General features: G+C 69.5%; 19 protein-coding genes and 1 tRNA gene. 8 read left to right on the top strand and 12 right to left on the bottom strand.

Annotated elements, in window-relative coordinates; translation table 11 throughout:
* The first annotated feature begins 9 nt into the window (after nt 1-9).
* Entirely contained in the window at nt 10-423 is a 414-nt protein-coding gene (locus tag A4R43_RS24015) for a MerR family transcriptional regulator (protein ID WP_113694404.1), read from the top strand.
* 14 nt (nt 424-437) lie between these two features.
* Nucleotides 438-872, top strand: a complete 435-nt coding sequence (soxR, locus tag A4R43_RS24020) for a redox-sensitive transcriptional activator SoxR (protein WP_113694405.1) — start codon at nt 438-440, stop codon at nt 870-872.
* Here soxR and A4R43_RS24025 read toward each other — a convergent pair.
* Nucleotides 869-1,525, bottom strand: coding sequence for a GntR family transcriptional regulator (locus A4R43_RS24025; protein ID WP_113694406.1), 657 nt, complete (start codon nt 1,523-1,525; stop codon nt 869-871). The genes soxR and A4R43_RS24025 overlap by 4 nt on opposite strands.
* 149 nt (nt 1,526-1,674) lie before the next feature.
* On the opposite strand from A4R43_RS24025, the gene A4R43_RS24030 reads away from it, so the two are divergent.
* The gene (locus A4R43_RS24030) at nt 1,675-3,087 is read left to right on the top strand and encodes an NCS1 family nucleobase:cation symporter-1 (protein WP_113694407.1); all 1,413 of its coding nucleotides are present in this window, start codon (nt 1,675-1,677) and stop codon (nt 3,085-3,087) included.
* Entirely contained in the window at nt 3,084-3,794 is a 711-nt protein-coding gene (locus A4R43_RS24035) for an aspartate/glutamate racemase family protein (protein ID WP_113694408.1), read from the top strand. Before A4R43_RS24030 ends, A4R43_RS24035 begins: the two co-directional genes overlap by 4 nt.
* Here the strand turns inward: A4R43_RS24035 and A4R43_RS24040 are convergent.
* Together A4R43_RS24040 and A4R43_RS24045 are read right to left on the bottom strand one after the other, a co-directional pair.
* Complete coding sequence (locus tag A4R43_RS24040) at nt 3,791-4,270, bottom strand: pyridoxamine 5'-phosphate oxidase family protein (protein ID WP_236808217.1); 480 nt, start codon at nt 4,268-4,270, stop codon at nt 3,791-3,793. The two genes, A4R43_RS24035 and A4R43_RS24040, sit on opposite strands and share 4 nt — an antisense overlap.
* On the bottom strand, nt 4,267-5,688 hold the full coding sequence (locus A4R43_RS24045) for an MFS transporter (protein WP_236808219.1): 1,422 nt from the start codon (nt 5,686-5,688) through the stop codon (nt 4,267-4,269). Before A4R43_RS24045 ends, A4R43_RS24040 begins: the two co-directional genes overlap by 4 nt.
* Nucleotides 5,689-5,784: 96 nt before the next feature.
* Between A4R43_RS24045 and A4R43_RS24050 the strand changes: the two genes are divergently transcribed.
* Nucleotides 5,785-6,216, top strand: coding sequence for a winged helix-turn-helix transcriptional regulator (locus A4R43_RS24050; protein WP_113694409.1), 432 nt, complete (start codon nt 5,785-5,787; stop codon nt 6,214-6,216).
* Between the two features lie 89 nt (nt 6,217-6,305).
* Here the strand turns inward: A4R43_RS24050 and A4R43_RS24055 are convergent, their stop codons facing one another.
* Entirely contained in the window at nt 6,306-6,914 is a 609-nt protein-coding gene (locus A4R43_RS24055) for an MmpS family transport accessory protein (RefSeq protein ID WP_236808221.1), read from the bottom strand.
* A gap of 171 nt (nt 6,915-7,085) precedes the next feature.
* On the opposite strand from A4R43_RS24055, the gene A4R43_RS24060 reads away from it, so the two are divergent.
* Both A4R43_RS24060 and A4R43_RS24065 read left to right on the top strand, forming a co-directional pair.
* On the top strand, nt 7,086-8,285 hold the full coding sequence (locus A4R43_RS24060) for a sensor histidine kinase (RefSeq protein ID WP_113694410.1): 1,200 nt from the start codon (nt 7,086-7,088) through the stop codon (nt 8,283-8,285).
* A gap of 30 nt (nt 8,286-8,315) precedes the next feature.
* Entirely contained in the window at nt 8,316-8,963 is a 648-nt protein-coding gene (locus A4R43_RS24065; RefSeq protein ID WP_113694411.1) for a response regulator transcription factor, read from the top strand.
* Here A4R43_RS24065 and A4R43_RS24070 read toward each other — a convergent pair.
* The 5 genes from A4R43_RS24070 to A4R43_RS24090 form a co-directional block, all read right to left on the bottom strand.
* Nucleotides 8,960-9,181 (bottom strand): hypothetical protein, encoded by a 222-nt coding sequence (locus tag A4R43_RS24070; protein ID WP_162788577.1) that lies wholly within the window; start codon nt 9,179-9,181, stop codon nt 8,960-8,962. The genes A4R43_RS24065 and A4R43_RS24070 overlap by 4 nt on opposite strands.
* Before the next feature lie 293 nt (nt 9,182-9,474).
* Nucleotides 9,475-9,548: transfer RNA gene (locus A4R43_RS24075), tRNA-Leu, on the bottom strand.
* Between the two features lie 43 nt (nt 9,549-9,591).
* Complete coding sequence (locus A4R43_RS24080) at nt 9,592-10,914, bottom strand: NAD(P)/FAD-dependent oxidoreductase (protein WP_113694413.1); 1,323 nt, start codon at nt 10,912-10,914, stop codon at nt 9,592-9,594.
* A 205-nt stretch (nt 10,915-11,119) separates the two neighbouring features.
* Nucleotides 11,120-11,644, bottom strand: coding sequence for a GNAT family N-acetyltransferase (locus tag A4R43_RS24085; RefSeq protein WP_113694414.1), 525 nt, complete (start codon nt 11,642-11,644; stop codon nt 11,120-11,122).
* A complete protein-coding gene (locus A4R43_RS24090) occupies nt 11,641-12,333 on the bottom strand; it encodes a uracil-DNA glycosylase (RefSeq protein WP_113694415.1) in 693 nt (230 codons plus the stop codon). Before A4R43_RS24090 ends, A4R43_RS24085 begins: the two co-directional genes overlap by 4 nt.
* A gap of 27 nt (nt 12,334-12,360) precedes the next feature.
* On the opposite strand from A4R43_RS24090, the gene A4R43_RS24095 reads away from it, so the two are divergent.
* Nucleotides 12,361-13,830 (top strand): S10 family peptidase, encoded by a 1,470-nt coding sequence (locus A4R43_RS24095; RefSeq protein ID WP_113694416.1) that lies wholly within the window; start codon nt 12,361-12,363, stop codon nt 13,828-13,830.
* Nucleotides 13,831-13,865: 35 nt separating this feature from the next.
* Here A4R43_RS24095 and A4R43_RS24100 read toward each other — a convergent pair whose 3' ends face one another.
* From A4R43_RS24100 to A4R43_RS24110, 3 genes are all read right to left on the bottom strand, one after another.
* Nucleotides 13,866-14,705 (bottom strand): SAM-dependent methyltransferase, encoded by an 840-nt coding sequence (locus A4R43_RS24100; protein ID WP_113694417.1) that lies wholly within the window; start codon nt 14,703-14,705, stop codon nt 13,866-13,868.
* A 103-nt stretch (nt 14,706-14,808) separates the two neighbouring features.
* Nucleotides 14,809-16,536, bottom strand: coding sequence for a S8 family serine peptidase (locus tag A4R43_RS24105; RefSeq protein WP_236808222.1), 1,728 nt, complete (start codon nt 16,534-16,536; stop codon nt 14,809-14,811).
* A gap of 70 nt (nt 16,537-16,606) precedes the next feature.
* Nucleotides 16,607-17,605, bottom strand: a complete 999-nt coding sequence (locus A4R43_RS24110; RefSeq protein ID WP_113694419.1) for an ABC transporter ATP-binding protein — start codon at nt 17,603-17,605, stop codon at nt 16,607-16,609.
* Nucleotides 17,606-17,952 lie beyond the last annotated feature (347 nt).

Raw genomic sequence — 17,952 nt, forward strand, 5'->3', positions numbered from 1 at the left:
TCTCTCCCCATGAGGATCGGTGACCTGTCCCGGCGCACCGGGGTCAGTGTGCGGGCTCTGCGGTACTACGAAGAAGAGCACCTGCTCCAGCCCGGCCGCGACGCCAACGGGTACCGCTGCTTCCAGGAGAGCGACGTCGCCAAGGTCGTGCAGATCCAGCTGTTCTACTCGGCCGGGCTGTGCAGCAGCAAGATCGCGCAGCTGCTGCCGTGCGTGGAGGGCACGGCGGAGTACATCGTGCCGGGGCCGGGGCTGGCGAAGGACCTCGAAGTGGCCAGGCAGCGCATCCGCGGCCAGATCGCCGAGCTGGAGACCTCGCTCGGCATTCTCGAACGCGTGCTCGCGGCGTCGAACGGTTCGGCCGAGCGCTGCGTGCCGGTCACGCGCGGGCCACGCGGCGCGGTGGACCTGAACATTAGTTGAGCTAGGCTGGCCGCATGGCCGTTGCCCAGGAGTTGACCATCGGGGAGATGGTCGAGCGCTGCGGGGTGCCCGCGTCGGCACTGCGCTTCTACGAACGCGAGGGGCTCATCCGGAGCCGCCGCACCAGCGGGAACCAGCGGCGCTACGGCAGGCACATGCTGCGGCGCGTGGCGTTCATCCGGGCTTCGCAGAGCGTCGGCATCCCGCTCGCGGTGATCCGCGAGGTGCTGGACTTCCTGCCCGCGGATGCCCCGCCCACCAAGGAGTTCTGGGAGCGGGCCTCGGAGTGCTGGCGCAAGGAGCTGAACAGCCGCATCGAGAAGATGGAGCGGATGCGCGACCGGTTCACCGAGTGCATCGGCTGCGGCTGCCTGTCGTTCGAGCAGTGCCAGCTGATGAACCCGGAGGACAAGCTGGCCGCGCTCGGCCCCGGCCCGCGACGGCTCTAGCCCTCGGGGAAAAGCTGCTTCAGGGTCACCGCGCGGTTCGTCCGCACGTGTTCCAGCGCGCAGGTCCTGGCCCGCTCCGGATCACCGGAGGCGATCGCCTCGTACAGCTCGCGGTGCTCGTCGAACAGGTCGGACCAGTGCTCGTTCTGACTGGTCAGCCAGTGCAGCCGGTCGGCGAGCGGCTGCATCACGGTGGACAGCAGGCTGTTGCCCGCCAGCGCGATGATCTCCTCGTGGAACCGGCTGTTCAGCTCGGCGATGCGGGCGGGCCGGTTCGCCGCGGTGGCGCGCCCGGCCTGGTCCACCAGCTTCTTGAGCCCGCGCAACCCGGCCGCGTCGGCACGCTCGGCGGCCCGCGCGGCGGCCATCGACTCCAGTGCCTCGCGCACGTCGAACAGCTCCTCGACGTCCACTTCGGACAGTTGACGGACCACCACCCGGCGCGGTGACTGCACCACCACGAAGCCGTCGGCCTCCAGGCTGCGGATCGCCTCGCGCACCGGCACGCGCGAAACCCCGAGATCCTCGGCGAGGTCACGCTCGACCAGCCGGTCCCCCGGCTTCAGCCTGCCGTTGAGGATGCGCTCGCGCAGTTCGTCGCGCACGCGCTGCCGCACCGCGGCCAGCGGCTGCCGCGCCGTGTCGGTGTCCACTCGCTCCCCTGTCCCGCCTCAACACGGCCGTAACCAGCCGTTACCCGAGTTTATCGCGGCGCCCATTGACGCCCGGCTTGTCGTGCGTCACATTTGGGATACCAAAGTTTGGGATACCAAACCCCCGTCCCGCGAGTACAGGAGGCACCGTGACCACCGTTGGCACCCCCGCGCCGGAACTCCGGCAGGACCCCCGCCTGTACAACGAGGACCTGGCTCCCGCCCGCGAGCGGAAGTGGAAGGTCTACGACATCTTCGCGCTGTGGATGTCGGACGTGCACAACCTCGGCAACTACACCTTCGCCGCCGGGCTCTTCGTGCTCGGCCTGTCGGCGTGGCAGGTGTTCACCGCGCTGCTGTTCGGCTTCGTGCTGATCTACGTCGGGATGAACCTGATGGGCCGCATCGGGCAGCGCACCGGCGTGCCGTTCCCGGTGGTGGCGCGGATCAGCTTCGGCACCTTCGGCGCGAACCTGCCCGCGTTGATCCGCGCGGTCATCGCGATCTTCTGGTACGGCATCCAGACCTATCTGGCGTCGGTGGCGATCACCGTGCTGGTGCTGGCGATCGACCCGTCGATGGAATCGTGGACGCGGGTGGGTTTCCTCGGCCTGCACGCGCTCGGCTGGGTCTGTTTTGTGGCGCTGTGGCTGGCGCAGGCGCTGGTGCTCACGCGCGGCATGGAGTCGGTGCGCAAGTTCCAGGACTGGTGCGGGCCGGCGATCTGGGTGGTGATGATCGCGCTGGCGGTGTGGATCCTGGTCGCCGCCGACTGGAACATCTCGCTGACCTCCAGTCCGACGCCGTTGTCCACGGGCGAGCAGTTCCGCCAGTGGTTCGGCGCGGTGGGGTTGATCCTGGCCATCTACGGCACGCTGATGCTGAACTTCTGCGACTTCTCGCGGTTCACCCCGGACCAGAAAACGGTGCGGCGCGGGAACTTCTGGGGTCTGCCGATCAACTCGACGGCGTTCGCGCTGCTGTCGGTGGTGGTCACCGCGGGCAGCCTGGAGGTCTTCGGCGAGGCGATCACCGACCCGGCGGAACTGCTGGCGCGCGTGGACAACACGGCGGTGCTGGTGATCGGCGCGCTCACCTTCGCGATCGCCACCATGGGCGTGAACATCGTGGCGAACTTCGTTTCGCCGGCCTACGACCTGGCGAACATCTGGCCGCGGCGGATCAGTTTCAAGGTGGGCGGCATGATCAGCGCGGTTGCCGCGTTGTGCGTGCTGCCGTGGAAGCTGTACTCGACGCCCGCGGTGGTGAACTACTTCCTCGGCGGGCTGGGCGCCTTTCTCGGGCCGCTGTTCGGCATCATGATCGTGGACTACTACCTGATCAAGCGCGACAAGGTGGACGTTTCCCGGTTGTTCGACGGTTCGCCGGACGCGCCGTACCACTACCGCCGGGGCGTGAACCCGGTGGCGCTGTGGGTTTTTGTGCCGACGGCGGCGTTGAGCGCGGTGATCGCGCTGGTGCCGTTCTTCGCCCCGGCGGCGCCGTATTCGTGGTTCATCGGCACCGCCGCGGCGGGCCTGCTGTATCGGCTGGCCGCATGAGGATCCTGGTGACGAACTGCAACACCACGGAACGCATGACGAAGGAGATCGAAGCCGGGGCACGCGCCGCCGCGAGCCCCGGCACGGAGATCGTGGCGATGACGCCGGCCTGGGGGCCGGAGTCGGCGGAAGGCTGGCTGGACAGCTTCCTGAGCGCGGCGGCGGTGCTGGATCTGCTGCGCGGCATCGACGAAAACTCGTTCGACGCCGTGGTGCTGGCGGGCTTCGGTGAACACGGCCGCGAGGGCGCGCGGGAGTTGTTGCGCATCCCGGTGGTCGACATCACCGAAGCCGCCGCGCACCTGGCCTGCCTGCTCGGCAGGCGGTACGGCGTGGTGACCACTTTGGACAGAACGAGCGGCATGATCGAGGACAGCTTGCACACCGCGGGCGTGTTGCCGAACTGCGTCGGCGTGGTCGGCACCGGCCTCGGCGTCCTGGAACTGGGCGACGAGCAGCGCACCGCCTCGGCCCTGGTCACCGCCGCGCGGCGGTTGCGTGACCGGGGCGCGGAGGTGGTGGTGCTCGGCTGCGCCGGCATGACCGGCATGGACCGGCGGATCAGCACGGAACTCGGCGTGCCCGTGGTCGACGGAGTGGCGGCGGCGGTCCGCCTGGCCGAGACACTGGCGGGTTTGTCTTTGCGCACCAGCCAGATCGGCTCCTACGCACCACCACTCCCGAAAACCCGCCGCTGGCACCGCTAGAGCGTGTCACCGACCCAGATTCGGCTGGTCAGGTCGCGGCCCCGCACCACTTGGACGCGCCACGGGTCCAAGCGCAGGACGTGGTATTCCGGGTCATCGGGGCCGCCTCGCCAGAAGCGGATGGGGTCGTAGCCGACGCCCGGCGGGCTGCCCTTGCGGTACAGCTCCCACACCTGCCGCCGCACCGCGGGATCGTCGTCCCAGCGGGCCACGCAGTCGATCGCGACGGCGTTCTGCCGCGGGCTCCAGTACGAGAACGTGGTGTGCGGGTTCTTCGCCAGGTGCGCGACCTTCACCGGCGTCCGGTACGCCGCCAGCCAGCCCCGCGGCTTGCCCTCGACCACCTCCCACACGGCCAGCATCACCCGCGCCCGCGGCCGGTTACGACTGTCCACTGTGGTCATCGTGGCGTAGCCGATGTCGGCGACGTACTCGAAGAAGGCGGGCTGGATCTCGGCGAACGACTCGACCTTCACCGGGTCACCGCCAGCGCGGGCGCGGCCTCGGCCACCCGGGTGCGCATGCCGAAGGCGATCACCACCGCCGCCAGCGCGGCGCCGATCAACGGCACCAGCAAAGCGGTGCGGAACGCCTCCAGCGGCGCGGCGGCGTCGAGCGCGGCGACGTTCACCGCGGTGACCACCGAAAGCCCCAGCGCCGCGCCGAACTGGAACGCCGTGTTGAACAGCCCGCTCGCCAGCCCTTGTTCCTCCGCCGCGACCTTCTCGGTGGCGGCGATCGTGAACGGGCCGTAGGTCAGCGAAAACGCCACGCCCAGCAACAGCATCGTCGGGAACATCGCCGCATAGGTCCAGTCCATGCCCACCGGCAGGAACAACGCGTACCCCGCGGCCGCCAGCACCAGGCCGATGAAAATGGCCCGCACGTTGCCGAACCGGTTGACCAGCCAGGGGGTTGCTAGCGGTGCTAGCACTGCGTCGATGCCGATCGCTAGCATTGCTAGGCCGGTTTCGAGCGTGGACCAGCCGCGTAGTTCCTGCAGGTACAGCGTCACCAGGAACTGGAAGCCGAAGAACGAACCGGCGAACAACGCGGCGCTGAGGTTCGTCCGCACCAGCGGTGCCGAGCGGAGAATGCCCAGCCGGACCAGCGGCGCGGGCGAGCGCCGTTCGATCACCACAAATGCCGCCAGCAACGCGACCCCACCGGCGAACGCGGCAACCGTCCAGCCCCAGCCCTGCGCGGGGTGTTCCAGCCGCACCACCCCGTAGACCAGCAGCAGCATCGAACCGGTCACCGCGACGGCGCCCGCGAAGTCGGTGCGCTGCCGCTCCGGCCGCGCGGTGTCCTTCTTGATCAGCGGGAACGCGGCGGCCAGCAGGATCGCCGAGAGGAACACCGGCGCGAAGAACACCCACCGCCAGCCCAGCGCGGCGAGCAGCCCGCCGGCCACCAGGCCGAGCGAGAACCCGGCCGCCGCAGTTCCGGCGTAGACGAGCAGCGCGCGATTGCGCTGCGGCCCTTCGGCGAAGCTGGTGGTGATGATCGACAGCCCGGCCGGGGTCATGAACGCGGCCGCGACGCCGGTGACAAAGCGCGCGAGCAGCAGCATCCAGCCTTCGGTGGCGAGCCCGCCGAGACCGGAGAAGAGCAGGAAGACCACCAGCCAGGCGATGAACATCCGGCGGCGGCCGAACATGTCCGCGGCGCGGCCGCCGAGCAGCATGAACCCGGCGTAGCCGAGCACGTACGCGCTCACCACGCCGCTCAGCATCGCGGTGGACAGCCCGAGGTCGGCGCGGATGGACGGGAGGGCGACGTTCAGCATGGCGATGTCGATCCCCTCCAGGAAGATCGACCCGCACAGCACGAACAACACGCCCCAGGCGCGCCGGGTCAGCCGTTCGGGCGGCGAGGTCTGCGGTGTGGACACGGATGAGCCCCTTCGAGCGAGCGGACCGGCCGGTTACTCCACGGCCGGTCGGTTCCTTCTTGTAACCATTGGCATCCTGCGGCACCATCGGTTGACGTGGAAGAAGGCACTTCGAACTCACCGAGTTACTCCTGCCGCACCGAGGACGACTACGGCGTCATGCAGTGGCACGTGCGGGAGGACTGCGAGGTACGGCAGATCCTCGACCGGATCGCCGACAAGTGGTCGCTGCTGGTGATCTCGCTGCTCGACCGGCAGACGCTGCGGTTCACCCAGCTGAAGCAGGAGATCGACGGGATCTCGCAGCGCATGCTCACCACCACGCTGCGGCACCTCGAACGCGACGGCCTGGTGCGGCGGACCGTGCACCCGGTGGTGCCGCCGCGGGTGGACTACGCGCTCACCCCGCTCGGTGCGACCCTGCACACCACGATCCAGGCGCTGGTCGACTGGACGGAGCACCACCAGCCGGAGATCGCCGCCGCGCGCGCCGCCTACGACGCCGCCGCGGCGCAGTCCGCGCCCTGATCTTCCGCCTGGCGGCAAAGGAAAAAGGGCGTTGCTCGCGGGGGGTGCGAGCAACGCCCTGGGGGGAAAGCGGTTCCGCGGAAAGCCGATCAGGCTCCGGTGCAGACGGCCACCGCGAACGGGCCGGAGGCGGTGTTCGTCGCCACCTCGACGCCGTCGACGGTGATCTTGCAGGTGATGTCACCGCCGTTCTCGTCGGCCATCACGGTGAGCATGCCGCCCTTGATGATGCCCTTGTTCTCCGTCTGCTTGGTCCACGGCAGCGTGGAAACGGTCTCGCTCTGCGGGTTCAGCGCCTCGCCGTAGGTGACCTCCACATTGGACCCGGTACCGGTCACCTCGTAGGTCACCGCGGCGGTGCGGTTGTACTCGTCCTGCACCTCGTTGACCGCCGAGTTGAAGATGAAGATCCAGGCGATGCACACGCCGAGGCCGAGCACCGAGGCCACGATGCCCACAATGGACAGCACCTTGTTGGTGGCGACGCCCTTGTTGACCCGCACCAAACCGAAGATCGAGAAGATCAGGCCGAGGATGACCAGCGGCCAGGCGATCACGCCGATGAACGGGATCGGCGAGAAGATCAGCCCCACCAGGCCGAGCACGAAGCCGGTGATGCCGATGCCGTTGCGGGGCGGCTGCTGCTGGGGCGGCGCCTGGTAGGGCATGGCCGGCGGGTAGGGCGTCTGCTGGGTCACGGGGATGTTTCCTTTCCGAATGAACTGGCGACGGGGATGCAATCACCCGAACGGGTTCCTTCGCGTCCTCCAATAGCCTCGCCGCGTTACGACAAAAGTCGTCACTTCCCCGTTCCGGGTAAGCCCTTTCGCTGATGAGGACCCGTGCTCACCCTGCGTAGGCTCTGTTTCATGGCCCGGCGTGTACTTGGCGTGCTGATCACCGTGCTCGCGGTGACCGCGAGCGTGCTCAGCAGCATCTTCGTCTTCGCGTCCACCGGTTACCTGCCCGAGGCCGACACCTTCGTGCCCGACGTGTGGTCGACGCTGAGCTTCCTGACCGCCATCGCCGCCGCCGTCATGCTGTGCTGGCGCCACCAGTGGCCGCTGGTGGTCACCGGGATCGCGCTGGTGCCGTCGCTCCTGCTCGGCGCGGACGCCCTCGCCGCGCTGATCGCGCTCGCCGCGCTGGCCGCCGCACGCCGCGACCTCTGGCTCTGGGCCGGTGCCGCCGCCGTCTACGCGGCCACCGCGCTCGCGCTGGCCAGGGACGCCAACCGGCACGAGGAGGTGTCCATCGCCGGCGCGATCGTCGGCACGCGGCACAGCCTCGGCCAGATCATCGGCATCCTCGTGCTGGCCTCGTTCATGACCGCGATCGCGCTCGCCGTCGGCATCGTGCGCGGCGTCCGCGGTGACCTCGCCCGCCGTGAGGCGCAGGAACAGGAACTGCGCGCGGAAATGACCCGGCGCGCCGAGCGCACCCGCATCGCCCGCGAAATGCACGACGTGCTGGGGCACCGGCTTTCGCTGCTGTCGCTGCAGGCCGGTGCGCTGGAAGTCAGTTCCGGCACCGAAGGCTCGACCGAGGTGGCGCGCACCGTCCGCACCACCGCACGACAGTCCCTTGAGGACCTCCGCCAGGTGATCGGGGTGTTGCGCGACGGCCAGGGTTTCGGCGAAAGCGAGGCCGGGCCCCAGGCTCCCGAACGTCCACAACCGACACTCAACGACCTGCCGGAGCTGATCGCCGGCGCGCGGCAGTCCGGCCTCCCGGCGAGCGCCACGATCATGCTCGACCAGGCGGCGGCCGCGCCGATGCAGCTGGGCACCACGGTGTACCGGATCGTGCAGGAGGCCCTGACCAACGTTCTCCGCCACGCGCCGGGCTCCCCCGCCGACGTGACCGTCCGTGGTGAACCGGGGGTCGGCCTGTCGATCGAGGTGGTGAACCCGCTGCCCGCGACCACACCCGAGCCGTCACCGGGCTCGGGCACCGGGCTGACCGGCGTCAGCGAACGAGTGTCGTTGCTGGGCGGGAACGTCAGCGCCGGACCGACCGACGACCGCGTTTTCGCCCTCCGGGCGTGGCTGCCGTGGGAGCCGCACTAGCATGACCGGGTGACCCAGCGCCCCTTACGTGTGCTGCTCGTGGACGACGACGCGATGGTCCGGACCGGGCTGTCCATGATCCTGGGCAGCACGGGGGACATCACCGTGGTCGGCGAAGCCGGGGACGGGGACGAAGCGGTGGCGAAGGTGACCGCGCACGCGCCGGACGTGGTGCTGATGGACATCCGGATGCGCCGCATGGACGGGCTGGCCGCGACCGCCGCGGTGACCGCGCTCGCCCGGCCGCCGAAGGTGCTCGTGCTGACCACCTTCGACCTGGACCAGTACGTGTTCGACGCGCTCGGCGCCGGCGCGAGCGGGTTCCTGCTCAAGGAGTGCTCACCGCAGGAGATCATCGACGCGGTGCGCGTGGTCGGTGCCGGTGAGGCGATGCTTTCCCCGCGTGCCACCAAAAAACTGATCGGGCACTTCGTCTCGGCGCGGTCGAACCCGCGGCGCAACCGCGCGCTGCACGGGCTGAGCACGCTCACCGAACGGGAACGCGAGATCGTCACGGCGGTCGCCCAGGGCAAGCCGAACTCGGAGATCGCCGCCGAACTGCACCTGAGCGAGGCGACGGTGAAAACGCACATCACCCGCATCTTCGCCAAGATCAACGCGGCGAACCGCGTGCAGATGACCATCTTCGCCTACGAAGCCGGGCTCGTGGTGCCCTAGTCGGGGTCCTTCGTCCGCTGCGCCGGAACACGCGGCGCCGGAACGGCGCGGTCCTGCAGGCCGATCACCATTACCGCCAGGCAGGCGACCCCGGCGGAGATCGCGGCCTCACCGCCCCAGCGGTAGGAGCCCGACGCGCCCTGGGTCACCAGCAGCACCCCGGCGCCCAGGAATCCCAGACCGAGCACGGCGGCGGCAAAACAGCGAAAACCCACCATGGCGCCGCATTCTCCCGAGCGGCGGCGCCCCGGGTCAATGGTGCCCCCGACGGGGTTCGAACCCGCACTGGGCCGATTCGATTTCGAGGCGGCAGTGCTTGTTGTTTGCGCGGCTGCTCGCAGCCGACGTCACCGGTCTGGAACCGTCGACGCTCACTGCCGCTTGGTGCCTCGCCTCGAGCGGCGGACGCGCTGGTCAGCGTGGTCCGAAGGGGCCTAGAACCCTATTCCGGGGGTAGACCGGGGAGGTGATCTAGAACCGCCTTCGGGCAACCCGCTGATCAGCGCCGCAGTGCCCCCGACGGGGTTCGAACCCGCACTGGGTCGATTTTAAGTCGACTGCCTCTGCCGGTTGGGCTACGGGGGCACGGCCCAGCCTATGCGGCCGGGCCCCGCTCCCGCAGCTCAGGTCAGGACTTCGTGGCCCTGGTGAACTCTTCCTTCGGGTTGTTGATCTGCCCGAGCGAGACCACCTCGCGCCGCAGCAGGCCGCCGAAGACCCAGTCGAAGAAGATCCGGATCTTCCGGTTCCACGTCGGCATCGCCTTGACGTGGTACGCCCGGTGGAACACCCAGGCCGGGAAGCCCTTGATCTTCAGGTTCAGCGCGTCGGCCACGCCCTTGTGCAGGCCGAGACCGGCGACCGCGCCCAGGTTCTTGTGGTAGTAGTCCTTCGGCTGACCGCCGCGCAGCACCTTGATGATGTTCTTCGCCAGGTGCCGCGCCTGCCGCACCGCGTGCTGTGCGTTGGGCGGGCAGGTGGCCGACGGGTCCTCCTCGGTGCGCGACAGGTCCGGCACCGCGGCGTTGTCACCCGCGGTCCACACGTCGGGATGCCCGACGACCTGCAGCGCCGCGGTCGCCTCGAGCCTGCCGCGCTTGTCCAGCGGCAGGTCGGAGTCGGCCAGCACCGGGTTGGCCTTCACGCCGGCGGTCCAGATGATCGTGTCGCTGTCGAACTCGGTGCCGTCCGAGAGCACCACGTGCCCGTTCTCGAACGACTTCGCCGCGGTCGACAGGTAGACCTCGATGCCGCGCTTCTCCAGCTGCTCCACGGTCCACACCCCGAGCGTCTCGCGGACCTCGGGCAGGATCCGGCCCGCGGCCTCGACGAGCACCCAGCGGATGTCCGAGGGCTCGATGTTCTCGTAGTACCTGGTCGCGAAGCGGGTCATGTCCTCGAGCTCGGCGAGCGCTTCGATGCCCGCGAAGCCGCCGCCGACCACGGTGAAGGTCAGCAGGCGCTTGCGCAGCTCGGGATCCAGGGTGCTGGCCGCCTGGTCGAGCTTGGTCAGCACGTGGTTGCGGAGGTAGATGGCCTCGCCGATGGTCTTGAAGGCGATGCCCTGCTCGGCGAGTCCGGGAATGGGCAGGATGCGCGCCACCGCGCCCAGGGCGACCACCAGCACGTCATAGGACAGCTGCTCGATGTGGCCGTCGGCCGCCTCGACGGTGACGGACTTGCGTTCGTGCTCGATCTTGGTGACCCGCGCGGTCAGCACGTGGCACCGCTTGAGCACGCGCCGCAACGGGACCACCACGTGCCGCGGCTCGATCGCGCCCGCCGCCGCCTCGGGGAGGAACGGCTGGTACGTCATGTGCGGCTGGGGGTCCACAACGGTGACGGACGCTTCGTTGGCCCGCAGCATCTTCTGGAGCCCGAACGCCGTGTACAGACCGACATATCCGCCACCGAGGACGAGGATCCGTGTCGGTTCCGACTTCGCTGCCATGCGTCCATGGTCGCACCCATCCAGGGCCCTCGCTCGTGTACCCCGCGCTGCTGTGACCAGCGTCGCCACCGAAGATTGAACGATTCAGCGGGCCGCACCGCCGGGTAGTCGGGCGATTGCGGAGCGTAGAGCGAGTAAGGCCAGAATAAACCCATAGCGGGTGAATTCAGCCAATTTCGCCACTCTCCGCAACCGGTGAGCGAACTCACTCCAGCTGCCAGACCACGTCCACCCCGGCCATCCCGGGCCGCGCTTCCTCCCGTCCAGGGTCGTGCCGCGCGACCTCGGTGAAGCCCAGCCGCCGGGGCACGCCCGCGCTGGCTTCGTTGGCCGCGTCGTGCCAGATCTGGATCCGGTCGACGTCGGGCAGCGCGAACGCGACCGGCACCAGCGCCGCGACGGCTTCGGTCATCAGCCCGCGCCCGGCCCAGGACGGGTGCAGCCAGTAACCGATCTCGATGCCGCCGGGGCCGATGCGCCGCTCCAGCCCGACCGCACCCGCGATCCGGCCCTCGGTGCGCAGGGCGTAGGGATAGGCCTTGCCCGATTCCCACTGCTCGTCGGCCAGGTGGAGGAAGTCGGCCGCGCGGTACTCGCCGTAAGCCCAGAACAACCACGGCTTCAGGTACTCCTGCGCTTCCTCGACCACCCGCTGCAACTCGGCGGCATCCGCCGAAGACCACCGCGTCAACCGCACGCGCCGCCCGACGACCTCTTCCGGCGGCTTCACGGGATGCCCGCCGCGGTTTTGGCGGTGGTCAGCACCTCGCGCACCATCGCCGGGGTGAGGCGCCCGGTGAAGGTGTTCTGCTGCGAAACGTGGAAGCAGCCGAACAACCGCAGCTCCGTCGGCCCGTCGAGCACGTACTGCACGCCGTGGCCGAACTTCGGGCGTGGCCGCGGCACCTCCCAGCCGGCGGCAGCGAGCACCGGCAGCAGCGCCTGCCAGCCGAAACCGCCGAGCACCACGATCGCGCGCAGCGTGGGCCGCAGCAGTTCCAGTTCCCTGGCCAGCCACCGGCCACAGGTGTCGCGCTCGGCCGGGGTCGGCTTGTTCGCGGGCGGCGCGCAGTGCACCGGCGAGGTGATCCGGGTGCCGATCAGCTCCAGCCCGTCGCCGATGTGGTGCGCTTCCGGCTTCGTGGCCAGGCCGACGTCGTACATCGCGCGATACAGCACGTCACCGGACCGGTCGCCGGTGAACATGCGGCCCGTGCGGTTCGCGCCGTGCGCGGCGGGCGCCAGGCCGACGATGCCCAGCGACGCGTCGGCGGGCCCGAAGCCCGGCACCGGGCGGCCCCAGTACGTCTCGCCGGCGAAGGCCGCGCGCTTGGTCTCGGCCACCTGCTCGCGCCAGGCCACCAACCGCGGGCAGGCCCGGCAGTCGATCAGCTCGGCGTCCATCTCGGCCAGGGTCATCCCACCATTGTGATCTAGATTCGGGGCATGCCGGAAACAGCTAAGACCGACGGGGAAACCAAGCCGCCCGAACCCAGCGACGACCTGGTCACCAGCACGCACACGCTGGCGATCGACGGCCGCGACCTCGCCTACACCGCCCAGACCGGGCGGATCGTGCTCAAGAAGGAAGTGCTCACTGACGGCAAGTTCGACGGGCACCTGGCCAAGGCCGAGGTCTTCCTCACCGCCTACACGCTGGACGACGCCGACCCGGCGACCCGCCCGGTGACCTTCGCGTTCAACGGCGGACCCGGTTCGTCGAGCGTCTGGCTGCACCTGGGGGTGCTGGGGCCGCGGCGCGTGGTGTCCGGGGACGTCGACTCCCCCGCCCCGCCGCCGTACGGGCTGGCGGACAACCCGGAAAGCCTGCTGGCGCACAGCGACCTGGTGTTCATCGACCCGGTGTCCACCGGTTTCTCGCGCGCGGTGACCGGCGAGAAGCCGAAGGACTACCTCGGTTTCACCCCGGACGTGGAGTCGGTCGGCGAGATCATCCGGCTGTGGACCTCACGCAACGGGCGCTGGCTCTCGCCGAAGTTCCTGGCCGGGGAGTCCTACGGCACGCTGCGCGCGGCGGCACTGGCGGCGCACCTGCAGGAACGCCACAGCATGTACCTCAACGGGCTGCTGCTGATCTCGTCCGTTCTGGACATGGGCTCGATCCGGTTCACCGAGGGCAACGAGCAGGCCTACGTCAGCTACCTGCCCACCTACGCGGCGATCGCGCACTACCACGGGTTCCACGGCGACCGGCCGCTCGACGAGGTGCTCGCCGAAGCCGAAGCGTTCGCCGCCCGCGACCTGCCGTGGGCGCTGCAGCGCGGTTCCCGGCTGACCGCCGACGAGCGGGCGGCGGCGGTGCGCGAGGTGGCCCGGCTGACCGGGCTCAGCGAGTCCTATGTGGACCGCGTCAACCTGCGCATCGAGCACGTGCGGTTCTTCACCGAGCTGCTGCGGGACCGCGGGCTGACCGTCGGCCGGATGGACGGGCGGTTCACCACCTGGGAGCCGGACGGCGGCCGCGAGCAGATGAGCGACGACGCCTCGATCTCCCGGATCATCGGCGCCTACTCGGCCGCGTTCAACCACTACGTGCGCGCCGAACTGGGTTACCAGAGCGATCTGCCCTACGAGATCCTGTCGATGGACGTGTTCCAGCAGTGGTCCTACAGCGACTTCGAGGGCCGCGCGGTGTCCGCGGTGCGCTCGCTGAGCTCGGCGATGCGGGCGAACCCGCACCTGAAGGTGCACGTCGCCTTCGGCCACTACGACGGCGCGACCCCGTACTACGGCTCGGAAAACGTGCTGGCGCACCTGGAGATCCCCGAGGAACTGCACGGCAACATCGACCGCGCCTACTACCCGGCCGGCCACATGATGTACGTGCACGAACCCTCACGGGTCCAGCAGGCGGCCGACCTGGCGGCGTTCATCCGCTCGGCCGTTCCGTCCTAAAAGGCCGTCCTAAAAGGCCGTCCTGAACGGACGTCCTAAGTGGTCGTCTTCCAGCCGACGCCCGCCAGGCCGCGGGACTTCTCCGGCTGGTCGGCGAACAGCTCGTCCCCGTCCGGCTGCCACTGCGGCAGCCAGACGAGGCCGGGGTCGGCGAGTTCGAGCCCTTCGAAGAAGGCCTCGATGGCCGGCCTCGGCCGCGGGACGGCCGGGTTGTTGGTCTGCTTGCGGTACGCGGCGGCGACCTTGTCACCCGCGGCGATCGTCGCGAGGTCCTTCGGGTCCACGTGGATGTGGGAAATGGCGACCATGCTGCCCGCGGGCAGGCGGTCGAGGTAGTAGCGCAGCGTCTCGTGCGGCTTGGTGTCGTCCGGCATGAAGTGCAGCAACGCCACCAGCAGCAGCGCGACCGGCTGCGTCTCGTCGATCAGCCCGGTGTTCCGCACGCGGCGCCACAGCTGCGGGCCGTCGAAGAAGTCCGCGTCGATGGCGCGGTGGCGCGTCGGGTCGGCGGTGCGTTCGAGCAGGATTTCCGCGTGCGCGCGGGCGATCGGCTCGTTGTCGATGTAGACCACGCGGCATTCGCCCGGCGCCGCTTCCTCGGCGACCTCGTGCACGTTGCCCTGCGTGGGCAGGCCGGAGCCGATGTCGACGAACTGCCGGATGCCCGACTCCACCGCGTACCGCACCGCGCGGCCCAGGAACGCGCGGTTGGACCTGGCGAAGCGCTTGATGTCGGGTAGTGCCTTCATCTGCTCGTCGGCGAACGCGCGGTCCGCGGCGTAGTTGTGCGTGCCGCCGAGCAGGTAGTCGTAGACCCGGCCGACGGAGACCTTGTCGATCGAGTCACCGAGGCGGCTGGCATCGCTCGTGGTCATCGGGCTCCCATCCTGGACGCGGTGTGCCACAGTTCTACCCCACAACCGGGCAAAAGTCGTGGGCGCCAAGGTTTCCCCGGCGCCCACGACTTCTCGCGAATCCTTACCCGCGCAGGTGCTCCTTGCCGCGGGTCACCGCGGCGTAGGCGTCGACGGCGCCGTGGCCGTAGAAGCCGTTGAACGCCGTGTCACCGGTGCAGGTGGCGGTGTAACTGGCGTCGCGGCCCTCGTCCAGGTAGTCCACGGTCCGCGGCACCGGGCAGGCGATCTTCGCCGCGGTGCCCTCCAGCACGCGCTGCACGGCGTCCGGGTCCATGCCGAAGCCGCCCCGGCCCGGCTTGCCGTACTGGGCGACGATCAGCGCGGCCACGCCGGTGGCGTGCGGCGAAGCCATCGAAGTGCCCTGCAGCCACTGGTAGTAGCCGACGCGGCCGTCGGGCGCGGTGGCCTTCTGGACCCCGGCCTCGACGCCGTCCGGGGTGATGTTGCCGTCCGCGTCGATCATGCCCTCGGCGACGCCGACGTTGCGCGGATAGGTCGACAGGATCTGGTTTTCCACGGTGGAGAACCACGGCGTGCCGAAGTAGTCGCGGTAGTAACCACCCGGCGCGGACACCGAGATCTGCTCGACGCCGTAGTTCGAGTAGTCCGCCTTCGCCTGCGACGGGCCGAACGCGGAGACGCCGATGGTGTGGTTGCCCTCGACCGGCAGCGTCACGCACGACGCGTTGTCGATGTCGCGCTGGTAGTTGGTGTCCACCGGGAAGTTCGGGCTGACCGTGTCCGGCTGCGGCGCACCGAGGTCGCTGTGCTGGTTGCCGAGCGAAACCACCTGCGTGACGCCCTTGCCGTGCGCGTAGTCGAGCGCGCGGTTGACCGCCTCGGTGATGGTGCGCTGCTCGCGCTGGCGCTCCGGCGAGTCGGCCGGGTTGGCCTGGCAGTTGTACAACCACGGGTCCACGAAGAAGCTCATGTTGATCACGTCGAGCCGCGCGTCGCCGGCGTAGGTGATGGCGTCGACCACGGGTTGCAGGAAGAAGCTGCCCGAGTCCTGGCCGGCACGCACGTTCACGATGCTGACGTTCGGGGCGACGCCGGACAGGCCGAAGCCGTTGGCCGCGGCGCCGATGGTGCCCGCGACGTGGGTGCCGTGCCCGCCGTCGTCGTGGTTGACCGGGTCCACGCAGCCGCGGAACTCGCACGGCCCGTCGACCTCGTTGCCCGCCTCGTCGGCCGGGATGTCGCGGACGAAGTTGCGGGAGAGCGCCGCGTCGAAGTTCGGCGCGATGTCCGGGTGGGTGCCGTCGACGCCGGTGTCGAGCACGCCGACCTTCACCCGGTGGTCACCGGGCTGGACGGTGCGCGCGAGGTCGGAGCGGACCGACTTGAGGCCCCACAGCTGCTCGTCCAGCGGGTCGGTGCCGACCGGGGCGGACGCGTTCGGCTTGCCCTTCTTGGCCGCCGGGGCCTGCCGCGACTCCTTCTCCACCACGTCGGCCTTGGGCGCGGTGTCCCGCACCGGCGCGTGGCCGATCGCCTGCGCCTTGGCGGCGCCGTAGATCGCGTGGTCGGCGGAAACCCGCTCGCTGAAACCGTTCGCCGGCGCGCTCGCGGTGACCAGCCCGATCGCGGCGTTGGACTTCACCACGGTGCCGCCCGCGTCGCGGACCGCCCGCTCGGCGTCGGCGACGCTCTGCCCGGGCGCGGCCAGCACGGTGAACTCGGTGGCGGCGCCGGACAGGTCCGGCCGCGCGGAGACCGCGGGCGCGGCCAGCACCCCGCCGGCCAGCGGCACGGCGAGCACCGCGAACAGGAGCTTGCTTCTCTTCACGCTGATTCCTCCCATGAAAGCAACGGGCGGAATCTACCGATGCGCACCAAGAACGGAACACCGACGAAAGTTAGGGAACAACGTGGCGTTCTTCGGCGAAATGACAGGCGCTGGAATGCCCGCCCGCCCGCGGTTCGAGCGCCGGGGTCTCCTCGGCGCAGCGGTCCCGCGCCTTCCAGCAGCGTGTCCGGAATGGACAGCCGGACGGCGGGTCCACCGGGCTCGGCACGTCGCCTTCGAGCCGGATTATCTGGCGGTTGCCGCGCAGTGACGGGTCGGCTACCGGAACGGCGGACAACAGCGCCTGGGTGTACGGGTGGGACGGTCGATGGTAGATCTCGTCCTCGGTGCCGATCTCCACGATGCGGCCGAGGTACATCACCGCGACCCTGGTGGACAGGTGCCGGACCACGGAAAGGTCGTGCGCGATGAACACATAGGACAAACCGAATTCGGCGCGCAAATCCTCCAGGAGGTTCATCACCTGTGCCTGAATGGACACGTCGAGTGCGGAAACGGGTTCGTCGCAGACGATGACCTTCGGGCGCAGGGCGAGCGCGCGGGCGATGCCGATGCGCTGGCGCTGGCCGCCGGAGAACTGATGGGGGTAGCGGTTGAGATGCTCGGGGTTGAGGCCGACGACCTCGAGCAGTTCGCGCACCTTGCCCGCCCGGTCACCTTTCGGGGCGACTTCGGGATGGATCTCGAACGGCTCGCCGACGATGTCGCCGACGGTCATCCGCGGGTTGAGCGAGGTGTACGGGTCCTGGAGCACGATCTGGATGTCGCGACGGAGACGGCGGAGTTCGGCCCCGCGCATGGCGAAGATGTCGCGACCCTCGAAGTACGCGCGGCCGGCGGTGGGTTCTTCGAGCCGGAGGAGGACCTGGGCCAGCGTGGACTTGCCACACCCCGACTCGCCCACGATGCCGAGCGTCTCCCCGGCGGCGAGGTCGAAGGAGACCCCGTCTACGGCCTTGACCTGCCCTACGGTCCGCTTGAAGAGGACGCCGGTACGGACGGGGAAGTACTTGACCAGGCCGGAGACCCGGAGAATCGGCTCATTCACGGTGCCTCACCCCGTCGCTTCGCTCGGTGGAGTTGGGAGCTTTTGGTGACCGAGGGCTTTGCCTTTGGCTCGGCGGCCGAAGTCGCGGTGGGCGGAGGACACGAATGTGGCTTTCGTGTTCGGCGCGGAGGGGCGGGTTGGGGCCCGGCGGGGCGAATTGGGATTCGAAGCGTGAGTCGGGGCGAGCGGCAGGGGCGCGAGGGGGCGCCGGTCGGTGTCACGAAAGCCACATTCGGGACGCCCAACGTCTCGAAAGCCACATTCGTGACGCGCGCCGGAGTGGGGACGGGCGCCGGAGTGGGGACGGGCGCGTTCGTGGCACTCGCCGAGGGCGGAGCCATTCGTGA

It is taken from the genome of Amycolatopsis albispora (assembly GCF_003312875.1).
Classification (GTDB): Bacteria; Actinomycetota; Actinomycetes; order Mycobacteriales; family Pseudonocardiaceae; genus Amycolatopsis; species Amycolatopsis albispora.